At 66.8% G+C, this 25318-nt stretch carries 19 protein-coding genes; 11 read left to right on the top strand and 8 right to left on the bottom strand.

What is annotated here, in order from left to right; translation table 11 throughout:
* Positions 1-329 precede the first annotated feature (329 nt).
* From ACQY8M_RS06825 to ACQY8M_RS06805, 5 genes are read left to right on the top strand one after another with little or no spacing between them, the layout of a single operon-like run.
* The gene (locus tag ACQY8M_RS06825) at positions 330-1580 is read left to right on the top strand and encodes an efflux RND transporter periplasmic adaptor subunit (RefSeq protein WP_428670179.1); all 1251 of its coding nucleotides are present in this window, start codon (positions 330-332) and stop codon (positions 1578-1580) included.
* 37 nt (positions 1581-1617) lie between these two features.
* Complete coding sequence (locus ACQY8M_RS06820; RefSeq protein WP_428670177.1) at positions 1618-4743, top strand: efflux RND transporter permease subunit; 3126 nt, start codon at positions 1618-1620, stop codon at positions 4741-4743.
* Positions 4740-6365 (top strand): efflux transporter outer membrane subunit, encoded by a 1626-nt coding sequence (locus ACQY8M_RS06815; protein WP_428670175.1) that lies wholly within the window; start codon positions 4740-4742, stop codon positions 6363-6365. Before ACQY8M_RS06820 ends, ACQY8M_RS06815 begins: the two co-directional genes overlap by 4 nt.
* A gap of 3 nt (positions 6366-6368) precedes the next feature.
* Positions 6369-9506: an efflux RND transporter permease subunit gene (locus ACQY8M_RS06810; protein WP_428670173.1), complete on the top strand. Its 3138-nt coding sequence runs from the start codon at positions 6369-6371 to the stop codon at positions 9504-9506.
* Positions 9503-10294 carry an alpha/beta fold hydrolase gene (locus tag ACQY8M_RS06805; protein WP_428670171.1) on the top strand — a complete coding sequence of 264 codons (792 nt, stop codon included), beginning with the start codon at positions 9503-9505 and terminating at the stop codon, positions 10292-10294. Before ACQY8M_RS06810 ends, ACQY8M_RS06805 begins: the two co-directional genes overlap by 4 nt.
* A 22-nt stretch (positions 10295-10316) precedes the next feature.
* On the opposite strand, the gene ACQY8M_RS06800 is transcribed toward ACQY8M_RS06805, so the two are convergent.
* The 6 genes from ACQY8M_RS06800 to ACQY8M_RS06775 are packed head-to-tail and all read right to left on the bottom strand — an operon-like array spanning position 10317 to position 15927.
* Entirely contained in the window at positions 10317-11417 is a 1101-nt protein-coding gene (locus ACQY8M_RS06800; RefSeq protein WP_428670169.1) for an ABC transporter substrate-binding protein, read from the bottom strand.
* Positions 11418-11429: 12 nt separating this feature from the next.
* Positions 11430-12305 carry an ABC transporter permease gene (locus ACQY8M_RS06795; protein WP_428670167.1) on the bottom strand — a complete coding sequence of 292 codons (876 nt, stop codon included), beginning with the start codon at positions 12303-12305 and terminating at the stop codon, positions 11430-11432.
* A 20-nt stretch (positions 12306-12325) separates the two neighbouring features.
* Entirely contained in the window at positions 12326-13117 is a 792-nt protein-coding gene (locus ACQY8M_RS06790; RefSeq protein ID WP_428670165.1) for an ABC transporter ATP-binding protein, read from the bottom strand.
* A complete protein-coding gene (locus tag ACQY8M_RS06785) occupies positions 13110-13901 on the bottom strand; it encodes an alpha/beta fold hydrolase (protein ID WP_428670163.1) in 792 nt (263 codons plus the stop codon). The genes ACQY8M_RS06790 and ACQY8M_RS06785 overlap by 8 nt, the downstream gene beginning before the upstream one ends.
* Complete coding sequence (locus ACQY8M_RS06780; protein ID WP_428670161.1) at positions 13898-14293, bottom strand: VOC family protein; 396 nt, start codon at positions 14291-14293, stop codon at positions 13898-13900. The genes ACQY8M_RS06785 and ACQY8M_RS06780 overlap by 4 nt, the downstream gene beginning before the upstream one ends.
* Positions 14294-14319: 26 nt before the next feature.
* Positions 14320-15927: an FAD-dependent monooxygenase gene (locus ACQY8M_RS06775; RefSeq protein WP_428670159.1), complete on the bottom strand. Its 1608-nt coding sequence runs from the start codon at positions 15925-15927 to the stop codon at positions 14320-14322.
* Between the two features lie 79 nt (positions 15928-16006).
* Between ACQY8M_RS06775 and ACQY8M_RS06770 the strand changes: the two genes are divergently transcribed.
* Together ACQY8M_RS06770 and ACQY8M_RS06765 are read left to right on the top strand one after the other, a co-directional pair.
* Positions 16007-16975 (top strand): LysR family transcriptional regulator, encoded by a 969-nt coding sequence (locus ACQY8M_RS06770; RefSeq protein ID WP_428670157.1) that lies wholly within the window; start codon positions 16007-16009, stop codon positions 16973-16975.
* A gap of 80 nt (positions 16976-17055) precedes the next feature.
* Positions 17056-18012, top strand: coding sequence for a zinc-binding dehydrogenase (locus ACQY8M_RS06765; protein ID WP_428670155.1), 957 nt, complete (start codon positions 17056-17058; stop codon positions 18010-18012).
* A gap of 123 nt (positions 18013-18135) precedes the next feature.
* Here the strand turns inward: ACQY8M_RS06765 and ACQY8M_RS06760 are convergent, their stop codons facing one another.
* Complete coding sequence (locus ACQY8M_RS06760) at positions 18136-19128, bottom strand: hypothetical protein (protein ID WP_428670153.1); 993 nt, start codon at positions 19126-19128, stop codon at positions 18136-18138.
* 111 nt (positions 19129-19239) lie between these two features.
* On the opposite strand from ACQY8M_RS06760, the gene acnA reads away from it, so the two are divergent.
* The 3 genes from acnA (at position 19240) to ACQY8M_RS06745 (ending at position 23746) form a co-directional block, all read left to right on the top strand.
* Entirely contained in the window at positions 19240-21927 is a 2688-nt protein-coding gene (acnA, locus tag ACQY8M_RS06755; RefSeq protein WP_428670151.1) for an aconitate hydratase AcnA, read from the top strand.
* Between the two features lie 75 nt (positions 21928-22002).
* On the top strand, positions 22003-22554 hold the full coding sequence (locus ACQY8M_RS06750; RefSeq protein WP_428670149.1) for a DinB family protein: 552 nt from the start codon (positions 22003-22005) through the stop codon (positions 22552-22554).
* 70 nt (positions 22555-22624) lie between these two features.
* A complete protein-coding gene (locus ACQY8M_RS06745; protein ID WP_428670147.1) occupies positions 22625-23746 on the top strand; it encodes an alpha/beta fold hydrolase in 1122 nt (373 codons plus the stop codon).
* A gap of 59 nt (positions 23747-23805) precedes the next feature.
* Here ACQY8M_RS06745 and ACQY8M_RS06740 read toward each other — a convergent pair whose 3' ends face one another.
* Positions 23806-24006 carry a hypothetical protein gene (locus ACQY8M_RS06740; RefSeq protein ID WP_428670145.1) on the bottom strand — a complete coding sequence of 67 codons (201 nt, stop codon included), beginning with the start codon at positions 24004-24006 and terminating at the stop codon, positions 23806-23808.
* A gap of 577 nt (positions 24007-24583) precedes the next feature.
* Here ACQY8M_RS06740 and ACQY8M_RS06735 point away from each other — a divergent pair.
* The gene (locus ACQY8M_RS06735) at positions 24584-25255 is read left to right on the top strand and encodes a nitroreductase family protein (protein ID WP_428670143.1); all 672 of its coding nucleotides are present in this window, start codon (positions 24584-24586) and stop codon (positions 25253-25255) included.
* Positions 25256-25318 lie beyond the last annotated feature (63 nt).

The following is a 25318-nucleotide window of genomic DNA, read 5'->3' as shown; positions in this document are numbered from 1 at the left end:
GGAAACACGGGAGTTCAGCAAGGTCATGCGCGTTGCCACCCTTCGAGACGCTCCGCTGCGCTGCGCTCCTCAGGGTGAGGTAAGTGGGTGGCGAGATCGTCATTGAGTCGCGACGTCGAATTTTTCACAAGCTCTCAGGATGACGAGGATGAGCGTGGGCAACATTCTGCACGTCTTTGTTGGTCTGAGGTGCGGCTTCCCTGGTCATTGACCGCAGTGCGATCATAGCACGCCGAAGCCGAGGCCGGCGCGTCAGGTTGACGTAATAGGAACACGCTAGTTTGCCCGACATTCATTCCGATGCTCACGGCGAACGGAACCGCGTTCTCATGATGACCGAGGCCCCATCGACTTCATCCACCCGCCTCAGGCGCAATCGCCTGTGGCTCGCGGGAGGAGTTGCCGTTGCCGCCGCCATCGTCGCCGGTTTCTGGGTCATGAACAGTGGACCGGGCAATGCCGTGGCGCGGCCAGAGAAGGTGACGCGCGATGCCGACGGCGCCTTCCGCCCGAGCGAGACGCAATGGGCGAGCCTCAAGCTCGCGTCGGTAAGCCAGGTTTCGTTCCGCGACGAGCGCGCGACCGACGGCAAGATCGCGATCAACGAGGACACCACCACGCCCGTGTTCTCGCCCTACTCCGGCCGGGTCACGCGCCTGATCGCCAAACCCGGCGACGTCGTCGAGCGCGGGGCCCCGCTGTTCGCGATCGACGCCAGCGAGTACGTGCAGGGCCAGAACGACCTGGTGACCGCCGTCGCGAGCGTCGACAAGGCGAAGTCCAGGCTGGCGCTCGCACAGACCAGCGAAAAGCGCCAGCGCGAGCTCCTGGCGATCCGCGGCGGCGCGCTCAAGGACCTCGAACAGGCTCAGTCCGACCTGATCGGCGCGCAGGGCGACCTGCGCTCGGCCGAGATCGCCCTCGCCGCCTCGCGCAACCGCCTGCGCATCCTCGGCCGCTCCGACGAGGAAATCGGCAAGCTCGAGACGGTCGACCGCATCGGCGCCGAGACGATCGTCGCTGCGCCGATCAACGGCACGGTGATCCAGCGCAGGATCGGCGTCGGCCAGTACATCACCGTCGGAGCGACCGACCCGATCTTCACGGTCGGTGACCTCTCCACCGTGTGGCTTATCGCCAACGTGCGCGAATCGGACGCACCGAAGATGAAGGTCGGGGCCGCCGTCGAGGTCGCGGTGCTCGCCTACCCCGGCCGCGTCTTCAATGCCCGCCTCGCCTACGTGGCGCCGGCGCTCGACCCCAACACGCGCCGCCTGCCGGTGCGCGCCGAGATCCGCAATCCGGATCATGAGCTGCTGCCGGAGATGTTCGCGTCCTTCCGCATCGTCTCGGGCGAGAGCCGCCTGATGCCGTCTGTGCCGCAGGAAGCCGTGGTCTACGAGGGCGCTCAGGCGCGCGTCTGGGTCGCGCGGCCCGAACAGAAAGCCGTCGTCACCCGCCCGATCGAGGTCGGCGCCACCACCAACGGCCTCGTCGAAGTGCGCAAGGGTCTCAGCGTCGGTGAAACCGTTGTCGCGAGCGGTACCCTTTTCATCGACCGCGCCGCCACCCGCGACTGACCGGCCCCTGACGCGGCCCGGGCCGGACCTTTCCCTCATGCATGCCATCGTCGCCGCCGCCCTCAAGCAGCGTATCCTGGTGATTATCCTGGCGGCGGTCATGATGGTGGGCGGGCTATTCGCGTACGGGACGCTGAATATCGAGGCCTATCCCGACCCGGTGCCGCCGCTGGTCGACATCATCACCCAGAATCCCGGCCAGTCGTCGGAGGAGATCGAGCGCTACATCACGGTGCCGATCGAAATCCAGATGGCCGGCCTGCCCTACGTCAGGGCGGTGCGCACCATCTCGCTGTTCGGCCTCTCGGACGTCAAGGTGCAGTTCACCTACGACGTCGGCTATGAACGCGCCGCACAGCTCGTCCTCAACCGCCTGGCCCAGCTGCCGCCCCTGCCCAACGGCGTGCAACCCGTGCTCTCGCCGACCAGCCCTATCGGCGAGATCTTCCGCTATCGCGTCGTCGGTCCGCCCGGCTACAGCGTGACCGATCTCAAGACCATCCAGGATTGGGTGCTCCAGCGCCGCTTCAAGGCGCTTCCCGGGGTGATCGACGTCACCGGCTGGGGCGGCAAGACCAAGACCTACGACATCACCATCGACCTCGACCGCCTGCTCGCCTACGGCCTCACCCTGAAGCAGGTGCTCGACGGGCTGAACAGCGCCAACATCAACGTCGGCGCCAACACGGTGAACATCGGATCGCAGTCGGCGATCGTGCGCTCGGTCGGCCAGATCCGCTCGATGGACGAGATCCGCACCACCATGCTGTCGGCGCGCGACGGTGCGCCGGTGCTGGTCTCCGATGTCGCCACCGTGACCGTGGGCAATGAGCCGCGACTCGGCATCGCCGGCCAGAACGACGACGACGACATCGTGCAGGGCATCGTGCTGATGCGCCGCGGCGCGGAAACGCTGCCGACCCTGACCGCGGTGCTGGCCGAGGTCGACCGGATCAACGGCACCGACGTGCTGCCGCCCGGCGTCCGCGTCGAACGGATCTACGACCGCAGCGCGCTGGTCGACGTCACCACCCACACCGTGCTGCACAACATGCTGATGGGCGTGACGCTGATCTTCCTGATCCAGTGGTTGTTCCTCGGCGACCTGCGCAGCGCCCTGATCGTGGCCGCGACGATTCCCTTCGCGCTCCTGTTCGCCGTCGTCATCCTGGTGCTGAACGGCGAATCGGCAAACCTGCTGTCGATGGGCGCGATCGACTTCGGCATCATCGTCGACGCGACCGTGATCATGGTCGAAAACATCTTCCGGCATCTCGCCGAGGCGAGCCATCGCGGCCGCGCCTTCGACAAGAACCGGATGATCTTCCAGGCCTCGACCGAGGTCACTCAGGCGATCTTCTTTTCCGCCACCATCATCATCGCGGGCTTCCTGCCGCTGTTCACCCTGTCGGGCGTCGAAGGCCATATCTTCGGGCCGATGGCCCGGACTTATGCCTACGCGCTGGCCGGCGGCTTGCTCGCGACCTTCACCGTCACGCCCGCGCTCTCCGCGCTGATCCTGCCCGCTACCGTGGCCCATGCCGAGACGCGGGTCGTGCGCGGCCTCAGCCGATTCTACGGCCATGTGCGCGACTGGGTGCTCGCCCGCCGCCGCACGACGCTCTCTCTGGGCGTTGCGACCGGCCTGGTCGGCATCCTGGCAGGCAGCTCGATCGGGCTCGAATTCCTGCCCAAGCTCGAGGAAGGCAACATGTGGATCCGCGCCGTGATGCCCGCGTCGATCTCGCTCGAGGCCGGCAACGACTACGCCAACCGCATGCGCCGGCTGATCAAGGGCTTCCCAGAAGCCGAGACCGTGATCTCGCAGCACGGCAGGCCGGACGACGGCACCGATTCGACAGGCTTCTTCAACGCCGAGTTCTTCGTGCCGTTGAAGCCTTTCAACCAGTGGCGCAAGGGCGTCGACAAGGAAGCGCTGATCGCCGAGATCAGCGAGGCGCTGGAGAAGGCCTTCCCCGGCGTCGAGTTCACCTTCTCGCAATACATCCAGGACAACGTCCAGGAAGCGGCCTCGGGAGTGAAAGGCGAGAATTCGGTGAAGGTGTTCGGCAACGAGCTCGAAACGCTTTCCAAGGTCGCCGACGACATCAAGAACGCTATCGCCGCTGTGCCGGGGGTCACGGATCTCGCGGTCTCCGCCTCGCTCGGCCAGCCGACCATCCGCATCGACATCGATCGCGCCAAGGCGGCGCGCTACGGCCTCGCGCCGGGCGACATCAACGCCACCATGCAGGCCGCGATCGGCGGCCAGGCGGCCGGCGACGTCTACGAGAACGGCAGCGACCGCCATTTCCCGATGGTCGTGCGCCTCGCCCCGCGCTATCGCGAGAACCTCGAAGCCATCAAGCGCATCCCGATCGGCGCACAAACCGACAAGGGCGTGACCCAGGTACCGTTGTCCGAAGTGGCGAATGTCGCCCTGGTGTCGGGTGCCTTCTACATCTATCGCGAGCAGCAGGCGCGCTACGTGCCGGTCAAGTTCTCGGTCCGCGGCCGCGATCTCGGCAGCGCCGTGCTGGAGGCGCAGCAACAGGTCGCCGAGAAGGTCAGGATCCCGGGCGGCTACCGAGTCGAATGGGTCGGCGAGTTCGGCAACCTCAAGAGCGCATTGCAGCGGCTCGCCATCGCCGTGCCGATCGCCATCGCGCTGATCCTGCTGCTGCTCTACGTCAGCTTCGGCAGCCTGCGCGACACTTTGCTCGCCGGCAGCGCGATACCGATGGCGTTGACGGGCGGGGTGCTGGCGCTCTTCGCGGCGGGCATGCCCTTCAGCATCTCGGCCGCCATCGGCTTCGTGGCCCTGTTCGGTATCGCCGCCATGAACGGCATCATGGTGGTCAGCTGCTACAACCGCCTGATCGAATCGGGCATCGAGCGCGAAGAGGCGCTTCGCGCGACCTGCGCGCTGCAAATGCGGCCCGTGCTGATGACCTGTGTTGCGGCCTGCGTCGGCCTCCTGCCCGCCGCCTTCTCGACCGCGATCGGCAGCCAGGTGCAACGGCCGCTGGCGATCGTCGTGGTCGGCGGCACGCTGATCGCGCCGCTGCTGTTCCTCACCGTGTTGCCGGCTGCGATCGGCCTGTTCTCGCGCCGACGGCCACAGGAAGCGCCTGCGCCGGCGGCCGTCACGGAGCCGTCATGATGCGTCGCCTCGTCAAGCTCCTGAACCGCTGGGAGCGCGGCTCTCCAGAGCCGCTCATGGGACGTAACAAGCCGAAGGAAGAGCGGCCCTGGAGAGCCGCGCTCCCAGCAGAGCTCATCGGTGTGATCCTCGCCAGCGTGGCGTTGGCCGGCTGCACGCTCGGACCGGGCTTCGCGCGCCCCGATGCGCCCAAGCCCGAAGCCTACCTGCCCGACACTGCGACCAACCTCGTCGCCGGCGGCATCGATGGCGGCGAAGCGCAACGCATCGTGCAGGGCCTCGATATCCCGGGCCAGTGGTGGAGCGTGTTTCAATCGGCCGAGCTCAACCGCCTGATCGAGACGGCGCTGCAAGCCAATCCCGACATCCAGGCCGCCGCGGCAGGATTGAAGATCGCGCGCGAGAATGCCCGCGCACAACGCGCCACGCTCTTTCCGACCATCCAGGGCGGCCTCGGCGCGTCGCAGAACCAGACGCCGCAGAGCCTGTCCTCGGCGACGGCCGACAACAGCTACATCTACGGACTGTTCACGATCGGGCTGACGCTCACCTACAATCTCGATCTGTGGGGCGCCAACCGCCGGCAGATCGAATCGCTCGACGCGCTGGCCGAGGCGCAGTGCTTCCAGCTCGAGGGCGCCTATCTCTCGCTCGCCTCCAACGTCGTGGCGGCGGCGATCCTCGAAGCCTCGCTACGCGCCCAGATCGAGGCGACCGAGCGCATCATCGCCGCCCAACGCGGCACGCTCGATATCCTGAACCGCCAGTCGGGCCTGGGCGCGGTGACTGGCGCCGACGTCGCGACCCAGCAGGCCTCTCTTGCCCAGGTCGAGGCGACCCTGCCGCCATTGCAGAAGGCACTGGCGCAACAGCGCAATCTGCTGGCCGCCCTGACCGGCCGGCTGACGGATCAGGCCATGCTCGAGCGCTTCAAGCTGACCGACCTGCGCCTGCCCCAGGAGCTGCCGCTCAGCCTGCCATCGAAGATGGTCGAGCAACGGCCCGACGTACGCGCGGCCGAGTCCAATCTCCATTCGGCCTCGGCGCTGGTCGGCGTTGCGGTCGCCAACCAGTTCCCCAACATCGTGATCAATGCCGGCATCAACACGCAGTCGCTCAGCACCGCCACGCTTTTCGGGCCGGGCCTCGCGGGCTCCGTGGTCGGCGCCAACGCCCTGCAGACGATCATCGACGGCGGCGCGCTGGCGGCAAAGAAGCGCGCGGCGCAGGCGGGACTGGAGCAGGCCGATGCGCAGTATCGCTCGACCGTCATCGGTGCGTTCCGCAATGTCGCCGATACGTTGCGCGCGCTGGAGTACGACGCACTCACGTTGCGCGCCGCGGTCGCCGCCGAGCAGGCGACGTTGACCAGCCTCACCATCGCCCGGCGCCGGCTCGAGCTCGGCGACACGACCTACATCTTCGTGCTCACCGCCGAGCTCGCCTACCAACAGGCGTCGCTGCTGCGCGTGCAGGCGCAGGCGGCGCGCTACACGGATACGGCGGCGCTGTTTCAGGCCCTGGGCGGCGGCTGGTGGAACCGCGACCAACCTGAACCAGATCCCAAGGGCGGCGCGCCACGTTGCCGTCCACCCGCGCCGCAACCGGCTGCTCCGAGGTAAAGGATGCAAGGTGTCGTCGGCGCAGCGCTACGCCAGCGCGTTCTGGTGCTCATCCTCAGCATCGCGCTGATCGCTGGCGGATTGTTCGCCTACAAAAAGCTGAACATCGAGGCCTATCCCGATCCGGTGCCGCCGCTGGTCGACATCGTGACCCAGAATTTCGGCCAGTCATCGGAGGAGATCGAGCGCTACATCTCGATCCCTATCGAAGTGCAGATGTCGGGCCTGCCCTACGTCACATCGGTGCGCTCGATCTCGCTCACCGGACTCTCGGACGTGAAGGTGCAGTTCAACTACGACATCACCTACCGCGAAGCCTCGCAGCTGGTGACCAACCGGCTCAACCAGCTCGCCCCCCTTCCCAACGGTGCGCAGCCGTTCCTGTCACCCACGAGCCCGATCGGCGAGATCTTCCGCTACCGCGTGAGCGGGCCGCCCGGCTACACGGTGACCGACCTCAAGACCATCCAGGACTGGATCCTCGAGCGCCGCTTCAAGGCCATCCCCGGCGTGATCGACGTCACGACCTGGGGCGGCAAGAGCAAGGCCTACGACATTACCGTCGACCTCGACCGGCTGCTCGCCTACGGCCTCACGCTGAAGCAGGTGCTCGACGCGCTGAACGGCGCCAACGTCAACGTCGGCGCCAACACGGTGAACATCGGACCGCAGTCGGCGGTGATCCGGTCGGTCGGCCAGATCCGCTCGATGGAGGACATCCGCAACACCATGCTGCTGGTGCGCGACGGCGCGCCGGTGCTGGTGAGCGACGTGGCCAACGTCACGGTCGGCTTCGAGCCCCGGCTCGGAATCGCCGGCCATGACGGCGACGACGATGTCGTCGAAGGCATCGTTCTGATGCGCCGCGGCGCCGAGACACTGCCCACGCTCGGCGCCGTCAAGGCCGCGGTCGAGAGGATCAACCGATCCGACCTGCTGCCGCCCGGTGTGCACGTCGAGCGCATCTATGACCGCAGCGTGCTGGTCGACATCACGACCAAGACCGTGCTGCACAACATGGTGATGGGCGTGTCGCTCATCTTCATCATCCAGTGGCTGTTCCTCGGCGACCTGCGCAGCGCGCTGATCGTCTCGGCCACCATCCCCTTCGCCCTACTGTTCGCCGTGGTGATCCTGGTGCTGTCGGGTGAGTCGGCGAACCTGCTGTCGATGGGCGCCATCGACTTCGGCATCATCGTCGACGCGACCGTGATCATGGTCGAGAACATCTTCCGCCATCTCGCGCACGCGAGCCACGGCGTGGCCGCCGTCAGCGCCCAGCGTGCGCCCCAAGGCATGACCGGCAAGCTCGCCACCATCTATTTTGCCTCGAGCGAGGTGACCCAGGCGATCTTCTTCTCCGCCACCATCATCATCGCGGGCTTCCTGCCGCTGTTCACCCTGTCCGGCGTCGAGGGCCACATCTTCGGCCCGATGGCCAAGACCTACGCCTACGCCCTGATGGGGGGCCTGATCGCCACCTTCACCGTCACGCCCGCTCTGTCGGCGCTGCTGCTGCCGGAGAAGGTGTCGGAGACCGAGACGATCGTCGTGCGCGCGCTGCGGCGGGTGTACGGCGCGGTAATCGAGGTCGTGCTGGCCCATCGGGGGCTCACCCTCGCGGGCGGCGGCGTGCTGGTCGGCATCGCCGCCCTGGCCGCAAGCTCGGTCGGGCTCGAGTTCCTGCCCAAGCTCGAGGAAGGCAACATCTGGATGCGCGCGGCGCTGCCGCCCTCGGTGTCGCTCGACGAGGGCAACGGCTACGTCAACCGCATGCGCGGCCTCATCAAGGGCTTCCCGGAGGTCGAAACCGTCGTCTCCCAGCACGGCCGGCCGGACGACGGCACCGATCCCGACGGCTTCTCCAACGGCGAGTTCTTCGTGGCGCTGAAGCCGATGCAGCAGTGGCGGGCCGGCCTCGACAAGGAGGGCCTCGTCGGCGAGATGGCAGGCGCGCTGCGCCGCGGCTTCCCCGGCGTCAACTTCGCCTTCTCCCAGTACATTCAGGACAACGTCCAGGAGGCCGCCTCCGGCATCGATGCCGAGAACGCCATCAAGATCAGCGGCGGCGACCTGCAGCAGCTCAGCAAGGTTGCGGCCGACGTCCGCCGCACGCTCGAGAAGGTGCGCGGCATCACCGACATCCAGGTGCCGCCGCTGCTCGGCCAGCCGACGATCCGCATCGATATCGACCGCCAGCGCGCGGCGCGCTACGGACTGTCGCCGGGTGACATCAATGCCACGATCCAGGCGGCGGTCGGCGGCCAGGCGGCGGGCGACCTTTACGAGAGCGGCAGCGACCGCCACTTCCCGCTGAAGGTGCGGTTCGCCGCGCAATACCGCCACGACATGGAAGCGCTGCGCCGGATCGCCATCGGGGTGCCCGGTCCCGCCGGCGGCGTGGTCCAGGTGCCGCTGGCCGAGGTCGCCTCGATCGGCTTGTCGAGCGGTGCGTTCTATATCTATCGCGAGCAGCAGGAGCGCTTCATCCCGGTCAAGTTCTCGGTTCGCGGGCGCGACCTTGGCAGCGCGGTGCTCGAGGCGCAGGAGAAGGTCGCGGCAGAGGTCCAGCTTCCCGGCGGCTACCGGCTCGACTGGGCAGGCGATTTCGCCAATTTCCAGAATGCGATCGACCGGTTGTCGATCGCCGTGCCGATCGCCATCGCCCTGATCCTGCTCCTGCTCTACGTCAGCTTCGGTACGCTGCGTGATACCTTGCTGGCGGGCAGCGCGATCCCGATGGCGCTGATCGGTGGCATCCTGGGCCTCAAGCTGGCCGACATGTCGTTCAGCATCTCAGCCGCCATCGGCTTCGTGGCGCTATTCGGCATCGCGGCGATGAACGGCATCATGGTCGTAGGATGCTTCAACCGCCTGGTCGATTCCGGGCTGGACCGCGAGTCCGCGCTGCGCGAGACCTGCCGCCAGCAGATGCGGCCCGTCCTGATGACCTGCGTGGCCGCCTGCGTCGGCCTGCTGCCGGCTGCCTTCTCGACCGCGATCGGCAGCCAGGTGCAGCGCCCGCTGGCCATCGTGGTGGTCGGCGGCATGCTGCTGGCGCCTATCCTGTTCCTCACCGTGCTGCCGGCCGCAATCGGCTTCTTCTCCCGCCGCCGCGTCCCGGTTACATCAGAGGCGTGAACGACGAATTCATCGACCTCGGCGACCGCACCCTGCGGGTCCGGCGCCTCGTCCCGCAGCGCACCGACGGGTTGGAGCGCACGACGCTCGTCTTCCTGCACGAGGGGCTGGGCTGCATCGAGATGTGGCGCGACTTCCCGCAGAAGCTTTGTGACGTCCTGCAATGCAACGGCGTGGTCTACGACCGCACCGCTTACGGCCAGTCGAGTCCGTGGCCAGCCGATCCCGGCCTCGCCTATATGGAGATCGAGGCCGACGTGGTGCTCCCCAGGCTCCTCGCCGCGCTCGCGATCGACGACTGCGTGCTGGTCGGCCACAGCGACGGCGGCACGATCGCGCTCAACTACGCCGCGGCCGATCCTGAGCCACTGCGCGCCGTGGTGACCCTGGCCGCGCACGCGATCAACGAGCCGGTCTGCATCGCCGCCATCCATCGCGCGCGCGAGCAATACGCCACCGGCGACCTGCGCGCGCGGCTCGCCAAGTACCACGGCGACAACGTCGACCGCGCCTTCCGCCTGTGGTCCGACGCCTGGGTGGCGCCGGGCTTCGAGCCGATGGACGCCAACGGCCGCCTGCCCCGAATCGAGGTACCGGTGCAGGCGATCCAGGGCGAGGACGACGACTATGGCAGCGAGCTGCAGCTCGGCCTCATCGCCGGCAAGGTCGGCGGCTATTGCGAGACGCGCCTGATCCCCGACTGCGGCCACAGCCCCCACCTGCAGCAGCCGGCCTGGGTGCTGGGCGAGATCGCGCGGTTCGTGGCGCCGCTGGCGCTGGCGGGGTGAGGGGACGTGCGCGTTCCCGGCCTCAAAGCTTGAAGGCGCGCGCCTGCTCGACAATCGCCTTCCGGTCGAACTTGTTGACATCGTCGATCAGGTCGTTGCTGTAGATCCTTGCCGGGTCGCCGAGTTCCTTGGCGAGATTGGGATTCTTGGTGATGTCCGAGGCAATTTGCACCTGCGTCTGCCAGTCCCTCGCCGTCGACGGCCCCATCCGCTGGTCGGGATCGTCTGCATAGGGCATCCACGCGTCCTTGCGATCGCGCAGGATAAACTCGACCTCCTTGCGCCCCTCCTCGTCCGATTTCGATTTGGGCTTGCTCTCCGGATAGAGGTCCCAGTGGATCCGGATCGCTTCGGCGAGATTGGTGCGGGCGAAGATCGTCGACTTTGCGAGGCCGCGGAACAGCCCCACCAGGTGCTGGCGGTCCTCGCGCAGGTTCTTGCGGGTCACGCCGAACCATGACCAGCCGATATCGGTGAAGGATTTCGTCAGCGGGATATAGCGTACCTGGAAGCCCGCGAGCTCGACGCGGGCGGCTGCCGTGTCGAACGTCGCCATGGCGTCGACCCGCCCCTTCTCGAGCGCGCTGCCGGCGGTGCCGGCGTCGCCGATCGCGATGTACTCCACGCCCGAATCGTCGACCCCGCTGTCGAGCAGGGCCATGCGGGCGGTCGGCATCCCGGGATCGCCGAGATTGCGCACGCCGATCCGCTTGCCCTTGAGGTCGGCCATCGTCTGGACGGGGCTGTTCTTCTTCACGATGATGGCCGACGCCGGCCGTGGCAGCCATTTGTAAACGGCCACGACATCGAGGCCGGGGTTCTTGGCAAGAGTCGGCAGGAAAAGCGCCGGCGTCACTGTCCCGAACGTGACTTGGCCGGTGGCGATCGCCTGCATCGTCTGCGAGGGGTTGCTCATGTTCACGAACTCGACGTCGACCCCCTCGGCCGCGTAGTAGCCGAGCCTCGGATGGCGGCCGCAGGTGATGAAGCATTGCTGCGCGTCGTTCAGGCCAGCGGCATTGCCTATCTTCAGGACCTTGAGGCCCTGGCCGTGACCCGAGGGGGCCACGACCGCGATAATGCCGAAGGCGGATCCTGCGCCGACAAAGCTACGTCTTTTCATCGGAACCTCCGTTCAGGTGCTCAGGGTCTTCGCGTCGGCCTCCGCCGGCATCCAATGCAGGACCCGGCGCTGCACGCGGCGCAACAGCGTGGTGATCAGGATGCCCATCACCGAGAGCACGACCAGCACCGAGAAGCTGCCGCCAGTATCCATCTGCGCGTCGAGCTGCAGGATGAGCACGCCCAGCCCCGCATCCGCGCCGACGAACTCGCCGACAATCGCACCGACGACGGAGAAGGCGGCCGCCATGTCGAGGCCGGCGAAGATGTAGGGCAGCGCGCTCGGGAACCGGGCCTTCTGGAAGATCTGCCACCGGGTGGCCGACAGCGAGCGCAGCAGGTCGATGCGGTCCTGATCGACCGCCCGCAGCCCGGCAAGGCTGGTCACCAGCACGGGAAAGAAGGTGAGCAGGCAGACGATCGCCACCTTGGAACCCAGCCCGAAGCCGAGCCACATGATGATGATCGGCGCGATCGCCACCTTCGGGATGCTCTGGAAGGCTGTGATGTAGGGTTGGATCAGGGCATTGAGCCGGTCGCTTTGCGAGATGGCGACCCCCAGCACCAACCCGATGGTGCTGCCGATGAAGAAGCCGAGCAGCACCTCCGAGAGGGTGATGAACGAATGGTACCAATAGCCGTCCTTGGCCAGCGGGCCGGCATAGAAGCCGCGCCACAAGGCCCGCAGAACGTCGCTGAGCGGCGGAATCAGGAAGCTCGGCACCTCGAAGAACTTCGTGCCGTACTCCCACAACAGGAGGAGCGCGGCGAGCAGCAGGATCGAGGCGGTGCGGTTCGAGAGCCGAGGTCGGCGGGGCTCGCCCTGCACCTGGGAGCGGGAGAGCGTCCGGTCACGAGCGATCGCATCGGGCAGGGACTGGGCTTCCATCGCGGTCTCCGGAGTGGGGGTCAATCGAAAGAGGCCGAGTGGTTGAACAGCTCGCGGATCTGGCGGGCAGCCTCGACGAACTGAGGCGCTCCCATGACATCGAGCGAACGGGCGCGCGGAAGGTCGACGGGGATGATCCGGGCCAGCGAGCCCGGCCGCGCGGTCATCACGAAAACGTAGTCGCCCAGGAAGATCGCCTCGGGGATGGAATGGGTGATCAGCACGATTGTCTTGCCGCTCATCTGCCAGATCCGCTGAAGCTCGAGGTTCATCTGCTCGCGGGTCATGGCGTCGAGCGCGCCGAACGGCTCGTCCATCAGCAGGACCTTGGGATCGTGCAGCAGCGCGCGGGCGATCGAAGCGCGCTGCTGCATTCCGCCGCTTAGCTGCGTCGGCAGCTTGTGCTCGAAGCCCTGCAGGCGGACCATCTCGAGCAGCTCGAAGGCCCGCACCTTCGCCTTGCGGAGGTCAAGACCCAGCACCTCTGCCGGCAGCATCACGTTGTCGAGGATCGTGCGCCACGGCAGCAGGATGGAGCTTTGGAACACCATGCCGACATCGCGCCGCGTGCCGAGGATCGGCTGGCCGTCCATCGCGACCCTGCCGGTGCTGTAGTCGAGCAGGCCGGCCAGGATGCGCAGCAGCGTGCTCTTGCCGCAGCCGCTCGGCCCGACGACGGTGACGAAGCTGCCTTCCCGGATCGTGCAGTCGATGTTCTGGAGGGCATGGACCGCCTGCCCGTCGCGTCCGCGATAGACCTTCGACAGCTGCTCGATGCGGATGTAGTCGCGCCGCTCCATCACGCTATCCATCGAGCGTGCCCGCGAAATCGAGGACGTGGCGGGCCACCAGATCGGGGACCTGCAGCGTCGTCGCATGACCTACTCCCGTGAGGGCGACTGTGCGTGCTCCCGCGATTGTGGCGGCCATGCCAAGGGTGACCGATGCCGGGACGATTCGATCCTCCTCGCCGGCGATCAGAAGGGTGGGCCGCCCGATCGCGTCGGCGCTCGCCTGCGACCCATCCGCGATGACGCTCCGGCGCCGCCCGGCGCGCTCCGGGTCGCTGCCGCCCATCGCCATCAGCCGGTCGCGCAGGGCCGGATGATCCTGCAGGAATGCCGGCGGCACGAACATCCCGGCCATCTCCGCGGCGGTTCCGGGCAGTCCCGCCCGCAGCTCGATCATGCGCGCGATGCCGGCGGGGTTGAGGGCGGGCAAGGCCAGCGGCAAGGGCCAGGCGCTGCCAAGGACGAGGCCGCGCACGACCTCGGGGTGGCGAATGGCGACGAGCTGGGCGATGCGGCTGCCGAATGAGGTGCCATAGACCACGGCCGGCGCAAGACCGAGCTTCTCCAGGAATGCCGCCGCATCGCTCGCCAGTTCCTCGAGCGTCGCAGAGGTCGGCGAGTTGCGCGTCTCGCCGCAGTCGCGCTGGTCGTAGCGCACGACGGTGAAATCGCGCTCCAGGACCCGGACGAAGTCGTCGAACATCCGCCGGCCGCCTTCGGCGCCGTGGATCAGCAGCAGCGCCGGTCCACGCCCCGTCATGTCGTAGGCGGTCGCTGTGCCGTTGATCTCCGCGATGGCAGTCATGATGCCTCCGGCACGTCGAAGGTCAGCTCGATCTTCAGGCCGCCCGGATCGAGGAAGAAGATCTGGTGCAGCGGCCAACCCGGCACGGGCGCCTCGTCGAACGGGATCGCCTGCGCCCGCAGGCGGCGGCGCGTGCCCTCGAGATCGAGGCCCGTGAAAGAGATGTGGTCGAGCGGGCCGGTCGAACGGGCGGCCGGATCGTCGAGCAGGCCCGCGAGGTGCACGATGGGACGGCCGCTGCCGTAGAGCCAGTGGCCCGGGAAGGGGAAGTCCGGTCGCGCGCCCTCGACCAGGCCGAGGCTAGCGACATAGAAGTCGCGCAGCGGCGCGAGGGCGCCGGGCGTACATTTCAGCGTGACGTGATTCAAGCCCGACGTGCTTGCCGACGACATGTCGCCTCCTGGCGCGCGAACGGCGCTCATCCGAACAGTTCCGCCATGGCGCCGGACAGCTCGGCGACGGGATCGCTCGGGGCATAGGGAATGCGCCACGCGACGTGCCCATCGGGCCGGACCAGAACCGCGCCCTTGAGACCCATCTGCAGGGCATCGGAGAAGTGATGGCCTTCGAGCACGCGCGGGACGACGGACATGCCCGATCGCTCCGAGCAGGCGCGGGCGGCATCGACCCAGTGGCCCCCGAGCGGGCCCGTCACCAGCGTGAGCTCGGTATCGAACCAGTCGAGGGTCGAGCGGGTCCGCTCGGAATCCGTCCAGTAGTGCGGAAAGCGCGAGCCGGGGCGATCGGTGGGCGTGTAGTGCCGCGGGGTCACGGGCGTCGCCGCTGTGCCGTCGGGGATCACGGCGCCGGTTTCGTACCGGAAGCCGAGCTGCTGGCCGATGCTGTGCAGATGATTGTCGAAATCATACATCCAGAAGCGCCGCCAGTCGGCGTCGCCGGAGCGCATGGCGCGCTCCATGGTCTGCATGCGCTTGCGGTTTCCCATACTGAAGTCGGCGTTGGAGTGCGCCACCGGGCGGCGCTCCGCATCGTAGCTTGCGAGCAGCGCGTCGCCGGCCTGTCCCTTGAGCGCGAAGGCCAGCTTCCAGACGAGGTTGTGCGCGTCCTGCACGCCCGAGTTCAGGCCGTAGCCGCCCGTCGGCGGAAAGCGGTGCGCGGCGTCGCCGACGAGGAAGACCGATCCCTTGCGGAAAGATCGCGCGACCTGCCGGCTCACGCGCCAGATCGACCGATTGATCATCTGCACGGGCAAGTCAGGAATGCCAACCTGGGTGCGAATCATTCCAATGGTGGCCTCGTCGGACGGGATATCGACCCGGGCCGTTCCGTCGCCGATCTGGGTGACGGTCAACCACCGGTCGCGGCCATCTGTATTGAGAATGGTGGAAGCCGGGACACCCGGCGTATCCGAATAGATCCGGCAGCCGGCGACGTCGGCCAGGCGCCGGATGTGGCTGAGGTCGCAGCGCCAGTAGTCGTTGGACATCAGCGCGATCGACGATGGGCCGTCCATCGCGATGCCTACCGCCTGACGCACCTCGCTCGCCGCCCCGTCCGCCCCCACCAGGTAGCGGGTCTGCCAGACGGTCTCCTCGCCCGTTTCGACCGATCGCGTCACGACCCTGACGCCCTCGGCGTTCTCGTCGAGGCCGACCATCTCAGTCGAGAACAGGACGCGGACATGGGGCGAGTTGCCGAGGGCGGCCAGCAGCTCTTCCTCGACCGCGTCCTGCGCGACCATGCTCTTCCAGCTCGGCGTATGCCCGACATTCGGTTCTGGCGTGGTCCGTCCGAGCTCTTCCCCCACCAGGGACTTCGCAGACACCCAGATGTCGGAGCCGACCGGCAGGCCGCGACGGCGAATCGCATCCTCGACCCCCCATTGCCTGAAGAGCTCCATCGTTCGGGAGAAGCACCCGCGCGACTTCGGGTGATCCGTCGTCGTGCTGGATTTCTCCACGACGACGGCAGGTATGCTGAAGCGATGAAGGAGGACCGCGGTTGCCAAGCCAACCGGCCCGCCACCGACCACGAGCACCGAAGTGCGCTTTTCTGTTTCGACCATGCATGAATAGGATGGGCCGGCGCGGACTTTGCAGGCCAATACAATAAAGCGAGCCGCCCGATCTCTTTGGGAGATGAATTTGGATTTGCGCCAATTGCGCTACTTCGTGGCGATCGCCGAGTGCGGTGGTTTCAGCGCGGCATCGGAAGTCCTGCACATCGCGCAGTCGGCCTTGTCGCGGCACGTCCAGAATCTCGAGCAGGAATGCGGTGGCCCGCTTTTCGAGCGCGCCTCGCGCGGCATTCAGCTGACGACCGCCGGGCTTCTCCTGCTCGATCGCGCGCGCCGCCTGTTGCGCGAGGTCGACAGCATCCGCCTCGACGTCCAGGCCGAGAACGAGGAGCCCACGGGCGTCGTTCGCATCGGCACGACACCGAGCGTGGCAGAGGCGCTGTTCACGCCGCTCGCGGTCCACTTCCTGAACAGCTTCCCGAAGGTGCGTCTCGAACTCGTCGAAACGATCAAGCCGGATCCCTCCGCGCTGCTCAGCCGCGGAGACCTCGACCTCGCCATAAGCTCGCCCAAGGAAGCTTATGGCTCGCTGCATTTCGAGCCGCTCTTCATCGAGCAGATGTGCGTCTTCGGACCCGTTGGAGGGGAGGGGCCGCCGACCCCGGCGCAGGACGGGCTCGGGATGCTGCTTGATACACCGCTGGTCGTACCTGTCGGCACGGGCTGGATGCCCAAGCTCGGCCTGCTGCTCGGTGAGCGTGTGTCGCGCCTGCAGGTGCGCCTAGAGGTGGTCGGCATGACCTGCATGAAGCAGATGGTCGCAGCCGGCCTCGGTCGTGGAATCGTTCCGCACTGGACGCTGAGCCGAGAGCTCGCCGAGAAGCGGTTCTGGGCCGTCCCGATCAAAGGTTTCACGCAGGTTCGCGCGCTCGCCCGCTCGCGCGATCGGCCGATCGGGCGGATCGGGATCGAGTTCGCCGGTGCGGTGCGCCACGTCGTGCGCGACATGGGCAAGCTCGACGGCATCAAGCTCATCGGCGACGACGCGGCGCGGGCGCTTGCCAGGGATCGGACCAGGGCGAATATCCAAATGTGATCGCAAGCTTCGCGCAAAAGCATTGGAAAGCGCCGCCCTTTGCCGCGCATTTTCCCCGAAGAACCGTCGGATGAGGGAAGATGATGAGGCAAGCCAGCGACCGCGTGATGCGCGCCGTCGTCACCGCCCCCGGCGCGGCGGACCCGCTGAAGATCGCCGAGGTCGCCCGTCCCACTCCACTTCCGCAGGAAGCGCTGGTTCGGGTGCAGGCATTCTCGCTCAACGCCGGAGAAACGCGCACGGCGTTCGCAGCCGACTGCGTCTATACCCCGGGCTGGGATTTCGCCGGCATCGTCGAGCGCATCTCGGACGACGGAAAGTCTCCGGCGACCGGCACTCCCGTCTTCGGCTCAATTCCGCTCGGTGCCTGGGCCGAGCATATTTGCGTGCCGGGACCGGAGCTGGCGGTCATTCCGCCCGGCGTGACCTTCGAACAGGCGGCCGCTCTTCCGGTCGCCGCGCTGACGGCCCTGCACGCGCTGGAGTCCTATGGTTCGGCGCTCGGCCGGCGCGTCCTGATCACCGGCGCCTCGGGCGGCGTCGGGCGCTACGCCGCCCAACTCGCCCATCTGGGCGGCGCGAACGTCTTTCTGGTCAGCCGGCGACCGACTCTCGCGAGGTTGATCCAGGGCGACGGAGTCGAAGGCGCGACAATCTTTGCCGATGTGTCGGCCGCCTCTCGCCATGGTTCCTACGATCTCATTCTCGACTCTGTCGGCGGTCCGATGCTTGCCAGCGCCCTCGACTCACTGGCGCCCGGCGGCACCTGCATCAACTTCGGCAATTCGTCGAACGAGCCGACGACCTTCGATGTCCGACGATTCTACCTGAAGGGAAACACCACGCTGCGCGGGCTATATCTCGGGGCCGAACCTGCTGGTCGAGCACAGCCGTTGACCCGCCTGGCACTGCTTGTCGCAGAAGGAAAGCTGCGCACGCCAATCGATCGAACGCGTTCGTGGGTCGAGATTGCGGAGGCCGCCCGCAGCCTCGTCCTGCAGGCGGTCGACGGCAAGTCCATATTGGTCGTCGATTGATTGATCGACCAGTTGCGGGCCGGCAGACGCCGAACCTATCCAAGCCAGAGCTACTGGATATTTGAGGTCGCAGCGGACTTGTCGCATCCTCGCCAGGTGAGACCCCAGCGTCCCTCAGATTCGTTACAACCGCTTCAGCTCGCTCGACGCCGCCCAGTTGACCTCCGATGTCGTCGGGCAGCGCGCCTGGGCGAGCTGGAGCTGCTCGCGTGCCCGCTGCTTGTCGCCGCGGCGCACGGCGTCCATGCCGATAAAGTAGGCGGCCAAGCACTTTCCGTTGCTCTTCTTGGCGGCGTCGTCGGATTCAGCGGCGACCTCGAGCTCGCCCGCGGGCAGGCGGCCCATCAGGAACTTGGCGATCGGGCCGGGCCATTCGTAGAGATTCTCGTTGCCGATGTCGCGGATCAGCACCCCCCGTGCGTCCTGCCGGCCGCGCACCTGGGCGGCGTAGCGCCACAGCACGACGCCGAGGCGGTTCTTGAGCGCCGTCTGGCCCTCGAGCGCGGCATCGAAGTCCCGGGCAGCCTGCGCGAAGTTGCCGAGGTCGAGGTTGGCATGGCCGCGGAAATAGAAGGCAGGGCGTCGCTCGACCGCGCTGGTGGCGGCGGCGACCGCCCCATCGAGCGTCGCGAGCGCGTTGGCGAAGTCGGCGATCTGCATCTGGACCTGGGCCTGGGCGATCAGCAGCCAGGGGTCGTTGGGCTTGCGCTCCAGCCCGTAGGCCAGCGAGCGCAGCGCCGCCCCTCGGTCGCCGCCGCCGGCCAGCGCCGGCATGGTCATCCACATCATCACCGGCCAGCCCTGCGGGTTGATCCGGCCCATCTCGGCCACGTCCTTCTGGCTGTCCGCCTCGCGGCCCATCCGGCTGAACACGAAGGCGCGCAGGCTGAGGTAGAAGGTGCGGTTGGCCGGCGACAGCTGCGAGGCCGACAGGATCTTGCTCAGCTCCTCGACCGAGGTATTGCGCGGCGCCGACGGCAGGCTGCCGGCGCCGCGCAATTCGCGCGCCGTAGGGTCCCAGTCCGCGCCGCCGCCCTGGAACTGCGCCCGTGCCGTACCGCAAACCGTCAGCAGGGCGGCAAATGCACCGAATAGTCCAAGCCATGGGCGTTGCATCGGTGCAATCTGGCACAGCGGTCAACGCTCTGCATCCGCCGATTGCCTGACCCCGCGCCGCCCCCTATTTTGCCCACCACTTCGCCAGACAGCCCTCCAGGAGTAAGCCCGATGCCCGCCGTCCATCCCAATAGTTTCAAGGCCCGTAAGACGCTGGCGGTGGGGGCCAAGAGCTACACCTACTGGAGCCTGAAGGCGGTCGAGAAGGAGGTCGGCGACCTCTCCCGCCTGCCCTTCTCGCTGCGCATCCTGATGGAGAACCTGGTCCGGCACGAGGACGGCACCACGGTCAAGAAGGAGGACATCGCCGCCTTCGCCGACTGGGTGAAGAACGGCGGCAAATCGACCAAGGAGATCAACTTCCGCTGCGCCCGCGTGCTGATGCAGGATTTCACCGGCGTGCCGGCCGTGGTCGACCTCGCCGCAATGCGCGACGCGATGCAGAAGCTGGGCGGCGACGCCAAGAAGATCAACCCGCTGGTTCCGGTCGACCTGGTGATCGACCACTCGGTGATCGTCGACAATTTCGGCAACAACTCGGCCTTCAAGGCCAACGTCGCGCTCGAGTACGAGCGCAACCTCGAGCGCTACCAGTTCCTGCGCTGGGGCGCGATGGCGTTCGACAATTTCCGCGTCGTGCCGCCCGGCACCGGCATCTGCCACCAGGTCAACCTCGAGTTCCTGTCGCAGGTCGTCTTCCAGCAGAAGAACGGCAAGGAGACGGTGCTCTATCCCGACACGCTGGTCGGCACCGACAGCCATACCACGATGGTGAACGGCTTGGCCGTGCTGGGCTGGGGCGTCGGCGGCATCGAGGCCGAGGCTTCCATGCTTGGCCAGCCGCAGCCGATGGTCATTCCCGAGGTCGTAGGCTTCAAGCTCACCGGCAAGCTCAAGGAGGGCGCCACGGCGACCGACCTGGTGCTGACCGTGACGCAGATGCTGCGCAAGAAAGGCGTGGTCAACAAGTTCGTCGAGTTCTACGGCGACGGCCTCGAGGACCTGCCGCTCGCCAACCGCGCGACCATCGCCAACATGGCGCCGGAGTATGGCGCGACCTGCGGCTTCTTCCCGATCGACGAGATCACGCTCGGCTACCTCAAGACCACCAACCGCGGCAACGCCGCGAAGATCGTCGAGGCCTATGCCAAGAAGCAGGGCCTGTGGCGCTCCAAGAAATCCCCCGAGCCGGTCTTCACCGACACGCTGTCGCTCGACCTCGGCGACGTGGTGCCGAGCCTGGCCGGCCCCAAGCGCCCGCAGGATCGCGTGCCGCTCGACGAAGCGGCCCAGCAGTTCGTCGCCAACATGGAGAAGGAGTTCGAGCGCAAGGACGACGGCAAGCGCATCGCGTGCGAGGGCACCGACTACGACCTCGGCCACGGCGACGTGGTGATCGCGGCCATCACCTCCTGCACCAACACGTCCAATCCCTACGTGATGCTGGGCGCCGGCCTGATCGCGCGCAACGCGGTCAAGCACGGCCTCAAGGTCAAGCCTTGGGTGAAGACCTCGCTGGCGCCGGGCTCGCAGGTCGTGACCGAATATCTCGACGCCTCGGGCCTGACCAAGGACCTCAACAAGATCGGCTACAACCTGGTGGGCTACGGCTGCACCTCGTGCATCGGCAACTCCGGCCCGCTGCCCGATCCGGTCACCAAGGCGATCGCCGACGGCGACCTCGTGGTCTCCTCGGTGCTGTCGGGCAACCGAAACTTCGAGGGCCGCGTCAATCCGCTGACCCGCGCCAACTATCTCGCCTCGCCGATGCTGGTCGTGGTCTACGCGCTGGCCGGCTCGATGAAGATCGACATCACCAAGGATCCGATCGGCATGGGCAAGGGCGGCAAGCCGGTCTATCTCAAGGACATCTGGCCCTCGAATGCCGAGGTCGCGAAGTTCGTCGACAAGTTCGTGACCGCCAAGGCCTTCAAGAAGCGGTACGCCGATGTCTTCAACGGCGACAGGTTCTGGCGCTCGATCAAGACCAAGCCGACCCTGACCTACGCCTGGGACGACAATTCGACCTACGTCCGCAACCCGCCCTACTTCGAGGGCATGGGTGCCACGCCAGGCGGCCTGTCGAACATCGCCGGCGCCCGGCCGCTCGGCCAGTTCGGCGATTCGATCACCACCGACCACATCTCGCCCGCCGGCTCGATCAAGAAGGACAGCCCGGCCGGCGCCTATCTGATGGAGCACGGCGTCGAGGCGAAGGACTTCAACCAGTACGGCACGCGGCGCGGCAACCACGAGGTGATGATGCGCGGCACGTTCGCCAACATCCGCCTCAAGAACGAGATGGTGCCAGGCATCGAGGGCGGCTTCACCCACCACTACCAGACCGACCAGCCCGAGCCGATCTTCGACGTCGCGATGCGCTACAAGAAGGAGCACACGCCGCAGATCCTGATCGCCGGCAAGGAATACGGCACCGGATCGTCGCGCGACTGGGCGGCCAAGGGCGTCAACCTGCTCGGCGTCAAGGCCGTGGTGTGCGAGACCTTCGAGCGCATCCATCGCTCGAACCTGGTCGGCATGGGCGTGCTGCCACTGCAGTTCAAGGACGGCATGACGCGCAAGACGCTGAACCTGACCGGCCACGAGAGCTTCGATGTCGAGGGCATCGAGGGCGGCCTGCGTCCGGGAATGGACATCCCGCTCACCATCCATCGCCGCGACGGCACGAGCGAGAAGGTCACCCTGACCTGCCGCATCGATACCGCCGAGGAGATCGAGTACTTCAAGAACGGCGGCGTGCTGCACTACGTGCTGCGAAACCTCGCGCAGGCGGCGTAATTTGGCCGCGCCGCAAGCGCGCCATGCCGGTGGTGCTCTTCGTCTGAGTGCCTCGGCAGCCGCGTGCGCCCTGGCATGACGTCCGCGCTCGCAGGCCACATGGTCGCCATGGCGCGCAACAACGCCTGGTCGAACCACCGCCTGCTCAGCGCCTGCGAGGCGCTGACGCCGGAGGAGTTCGCCGCCCCGCGGGTCGGTTTCTTCCCGTCGCTGCGCGCGACCTTCAATCACATCCTGTGGGTCGACCAGTACTATATCGATGCCGTGGCGGGGCTCGACGCGCTCCGCCGCTACAGCGAGCCTGATCCCGATTTCGCCGATGCCCGCTCGATGCGCGAGGCGCAGGTCGCGAGCGACCGCCGGCTGATCGAGTTGTGCGAGCGCCAGACCGACGAAAGCCTGGCGCGCGACTGCGTCCTGCCGCGGCCCAACCGCAAGCCGCCGCCGACCCGCACCGACTTCGTGCTGGCCCACCTCTTCCAGCACCAGATCCATCATCGCGGCCAGGCGCATGCGATGCTGTCGAGCACACACGTCAAGCCGCCGCAGCTCGACGAATTCTTCCTCGCCGGCGAGGAAGGTTTGCGACGCGAGGAACTTCGCGCGCTGGGCCTCCCCCTGCGCTGATGAAATCAGCAAGGATCGCTGTATCCGATCCTTACCTCCCCCGTCTTGGGGGAGAGGCAGAGATTTCGAGGTGAAGCCACGGGCGTCCTTCGCTGGCGCCGCGGTCGAAGTGAGCGACCTCGGCCGCTCGATCGCTTTCCATCGTTTGTGGCTGCCCATGTTGGGATTCCACCGCGTCTGGGCGAGCCCGGACCGGGTGCTTTGGTCGCGCGGCTACGATCACTTCGTGATGCGCCAGGCCAAGGACGGCATCTCCTACGGGCCGGGCGCGCTTTGGCTCGCAGTCTCGGCCGAGAGCCGCGGCCAGGTCGACCAGGTCCATGCTGTTATGCGCGAGGCGGGGGCCGAAATGCTGCAGGCGCCCAAGGAACTCGACTATTTCGCGCCGGGCTACTATTCGGTCGCCTTCCGCGATCCCGACGGCGTGCCGATCGAGGTGGCGCATCGTTGGGAGGATCTGCCCGACCTGCCCGATGCCGAGCTGGTCAAGGTGGCGGGACACGGCGTCACGCTCGGTGGCTACCTCTTCAAGCCCCAGGCCGGCAAGCCGCCCTATCCGGCCGTGATCCTGTTGCATGGCTTTGCCGGCCACGCCTTTCAGCTCGCCGCACTGGCGCGGCTCACCGCGGCAAACGGCTACGCCGTGCTTGCGCTGTCGCTCCGTGGCTGGCTGGGCTCGGAAGGCGAGAACGATCAGGGACTCCGCCAGCCGCTCGATGTCCTTGCAGCGATCGACTGGCTGGCCAACCGGCCGCTGGTCGACCGCGAGCGGATCGGGCTGGTCGGCGCCTCGATGGGCGGCCAGGTCGCGCTGCTCGCCGCCGCGCACCACCCGCCGATCCGCGCCGTCGCCTCCTACTTTGCGCCGACCGATCTCGCACGATGGCGCGACGGCAATCCCTTCGTGCGCGACTATCTCGACGATCTGTGCGGGCCCGAGGGCCTGCCGGTGCGGTCGCCGATCCTGCGCGTCGCGCAGATCGATGCGCCAGTGCTGCTGATCCATGGCGACCATGACGAGAATGTTTCCGTGCAGCAAACCCTCGCTATGGCCGAGGCCCTGCAAAGCCACGGCAAGGACGTCGAGACCTTCATCGTGCCCGGCGCCACCCACTATTTTACCGAGCAGCAGAACGCCGACGCCCGCCGCCGGATGTTCGACTTCCTGCGCCGGCACCTGAACCGCGGCTGACCTCCTCCTGGATCAGATCCGGTCGTCATCGTGCGGCGGCTCGCCGCCCTTGCGTCGCATCAGCCGGTCAACGCCTTCATATCCGCGCGCGAGCGACGCTCGGCGAACCACGTCGCGGCATTCAATGCCGAAACCTTCTGGGCAACCGCCAAGGTTATGAACTGGTTGACGCTGATGCCCTCGCGCTTGGCGAGCTTCGCCACTTCGGCCCGGATGCTCGCGGGCAGCAGCCGTAACGGATAAGTCGTCGAAGCTCTCACGTCGTGTTCCTTTTCAGGATGTCGCTTGGCTTTTGAGGTTGGCCTCAGATCTGTCGTCCTGAGCGTAGCGAAGGAACTCGCAGAATGACCAGGAGCGGACCGTTGTCGCCAGCGAGAGATCCTTCGCTGCGCTCAGCGTTTGTGAATTTATTGGCCAGCGGTGAAATGACCGGTCTGGCAACCCTCCCGCCTCATCCTGAGGAGCGTAGCGCAGCGGAGCGTCTCGAAGGATGGCCACTCGAAGGACGTGGCAACGGTGCTGGAAACACGGGAGTTCAGCAAGGTCGTGCGCGTTGCCACCCTTCGAGACGCTCCGCTGCGCTGCGCTCCTCAGGGTGAGGCAAGTGGGAAGCGAGATCGTCATTGAGTCGCGACGTCGATTTTTTCACAAGCTCTCAGGATGACAATATCCTGGATCAGGATATTTGGGTCATTCCTCACCATAATTCTTCATGAGTCTCGTCATGCGGCCCATGGCCCTTCCACTCCTTCGAGGCGCCTCCCCTTGGCGGGTTCCGCCAAGGGGAGGAAAGCTGATACCGTGCGGCGCGAAAATGAATCAAAGGACGAGCGTTTGATGAAAGTGTCCGAAGCGATCAACAGCCGCCGTTCGATGCGGGTCTTCAAGCCGGATCCGGTGGCCCAAGCGGACATCGAATGGATCATTGCCAATGCCACGCGTGCGGCGTCGAACGGCAACCTGCAGCCTTGGCATCTCTACGTCACCATGGGCGCGGCGCGGAAGCGGCTGTCGGCGGCGATCCTCAAGGCGATGGACGACAACGATCACGGGCCGGGCGGCGAGTACGACGTCTATCCCAAGGAGTTCACGCCGGTCTACGACGCGCGGCGCAAGCTGGTCGGCAAGCAGCTCTATACGCTGCTCGAGGTGCCACGCGGCGACACGGCCGGCATGCAGAAGCAGTTCCGCAAGAACTTCGACTTCTTCGACGCCCCGGTCGGCATGATCCTGTGCGTCGAGCGCCGCATGGGCGGTGGCCAATGGATCGACTGCGGCATCTTCCTCGACCAGCTCATGCTGCTCGCCCGCGAGAAGGGCCTGCATACCTGCCCGCAGGCAGCCTTCAGCCGCTATCAGCACGTCGTGCGCCGCGAACTGGGGATTCCCGACGACCAGATCGTGATCTGCGGCCTGGCATTGGGCCAGGCCGATCCGGACGAAGTGCCCAACAACCTGATCACCGAGCGAGCGCCGATCGGGGATTTCACCAAGTGGTTCAGCGAGTAGCGAGTGCGGCCAAAGTCGAATTGCGGGGGGCGGGCGGCGCGCGCTAAGACTCTGTGCAATTCG

The sequence above is a fragment of the Reyranella sp. genome (genome assembly GCF_965279465.1).
Taxonomy (GTDB): Bacteria; Pseudomonadota; Alphaproteobacteria; order Reyranellales; family Reyranellaceae; genus Reyranella.
Note: the sequence above shows the minus strand (reverse complement) of the source record. Positions and strands in the feature narration are given on the sequence as shown.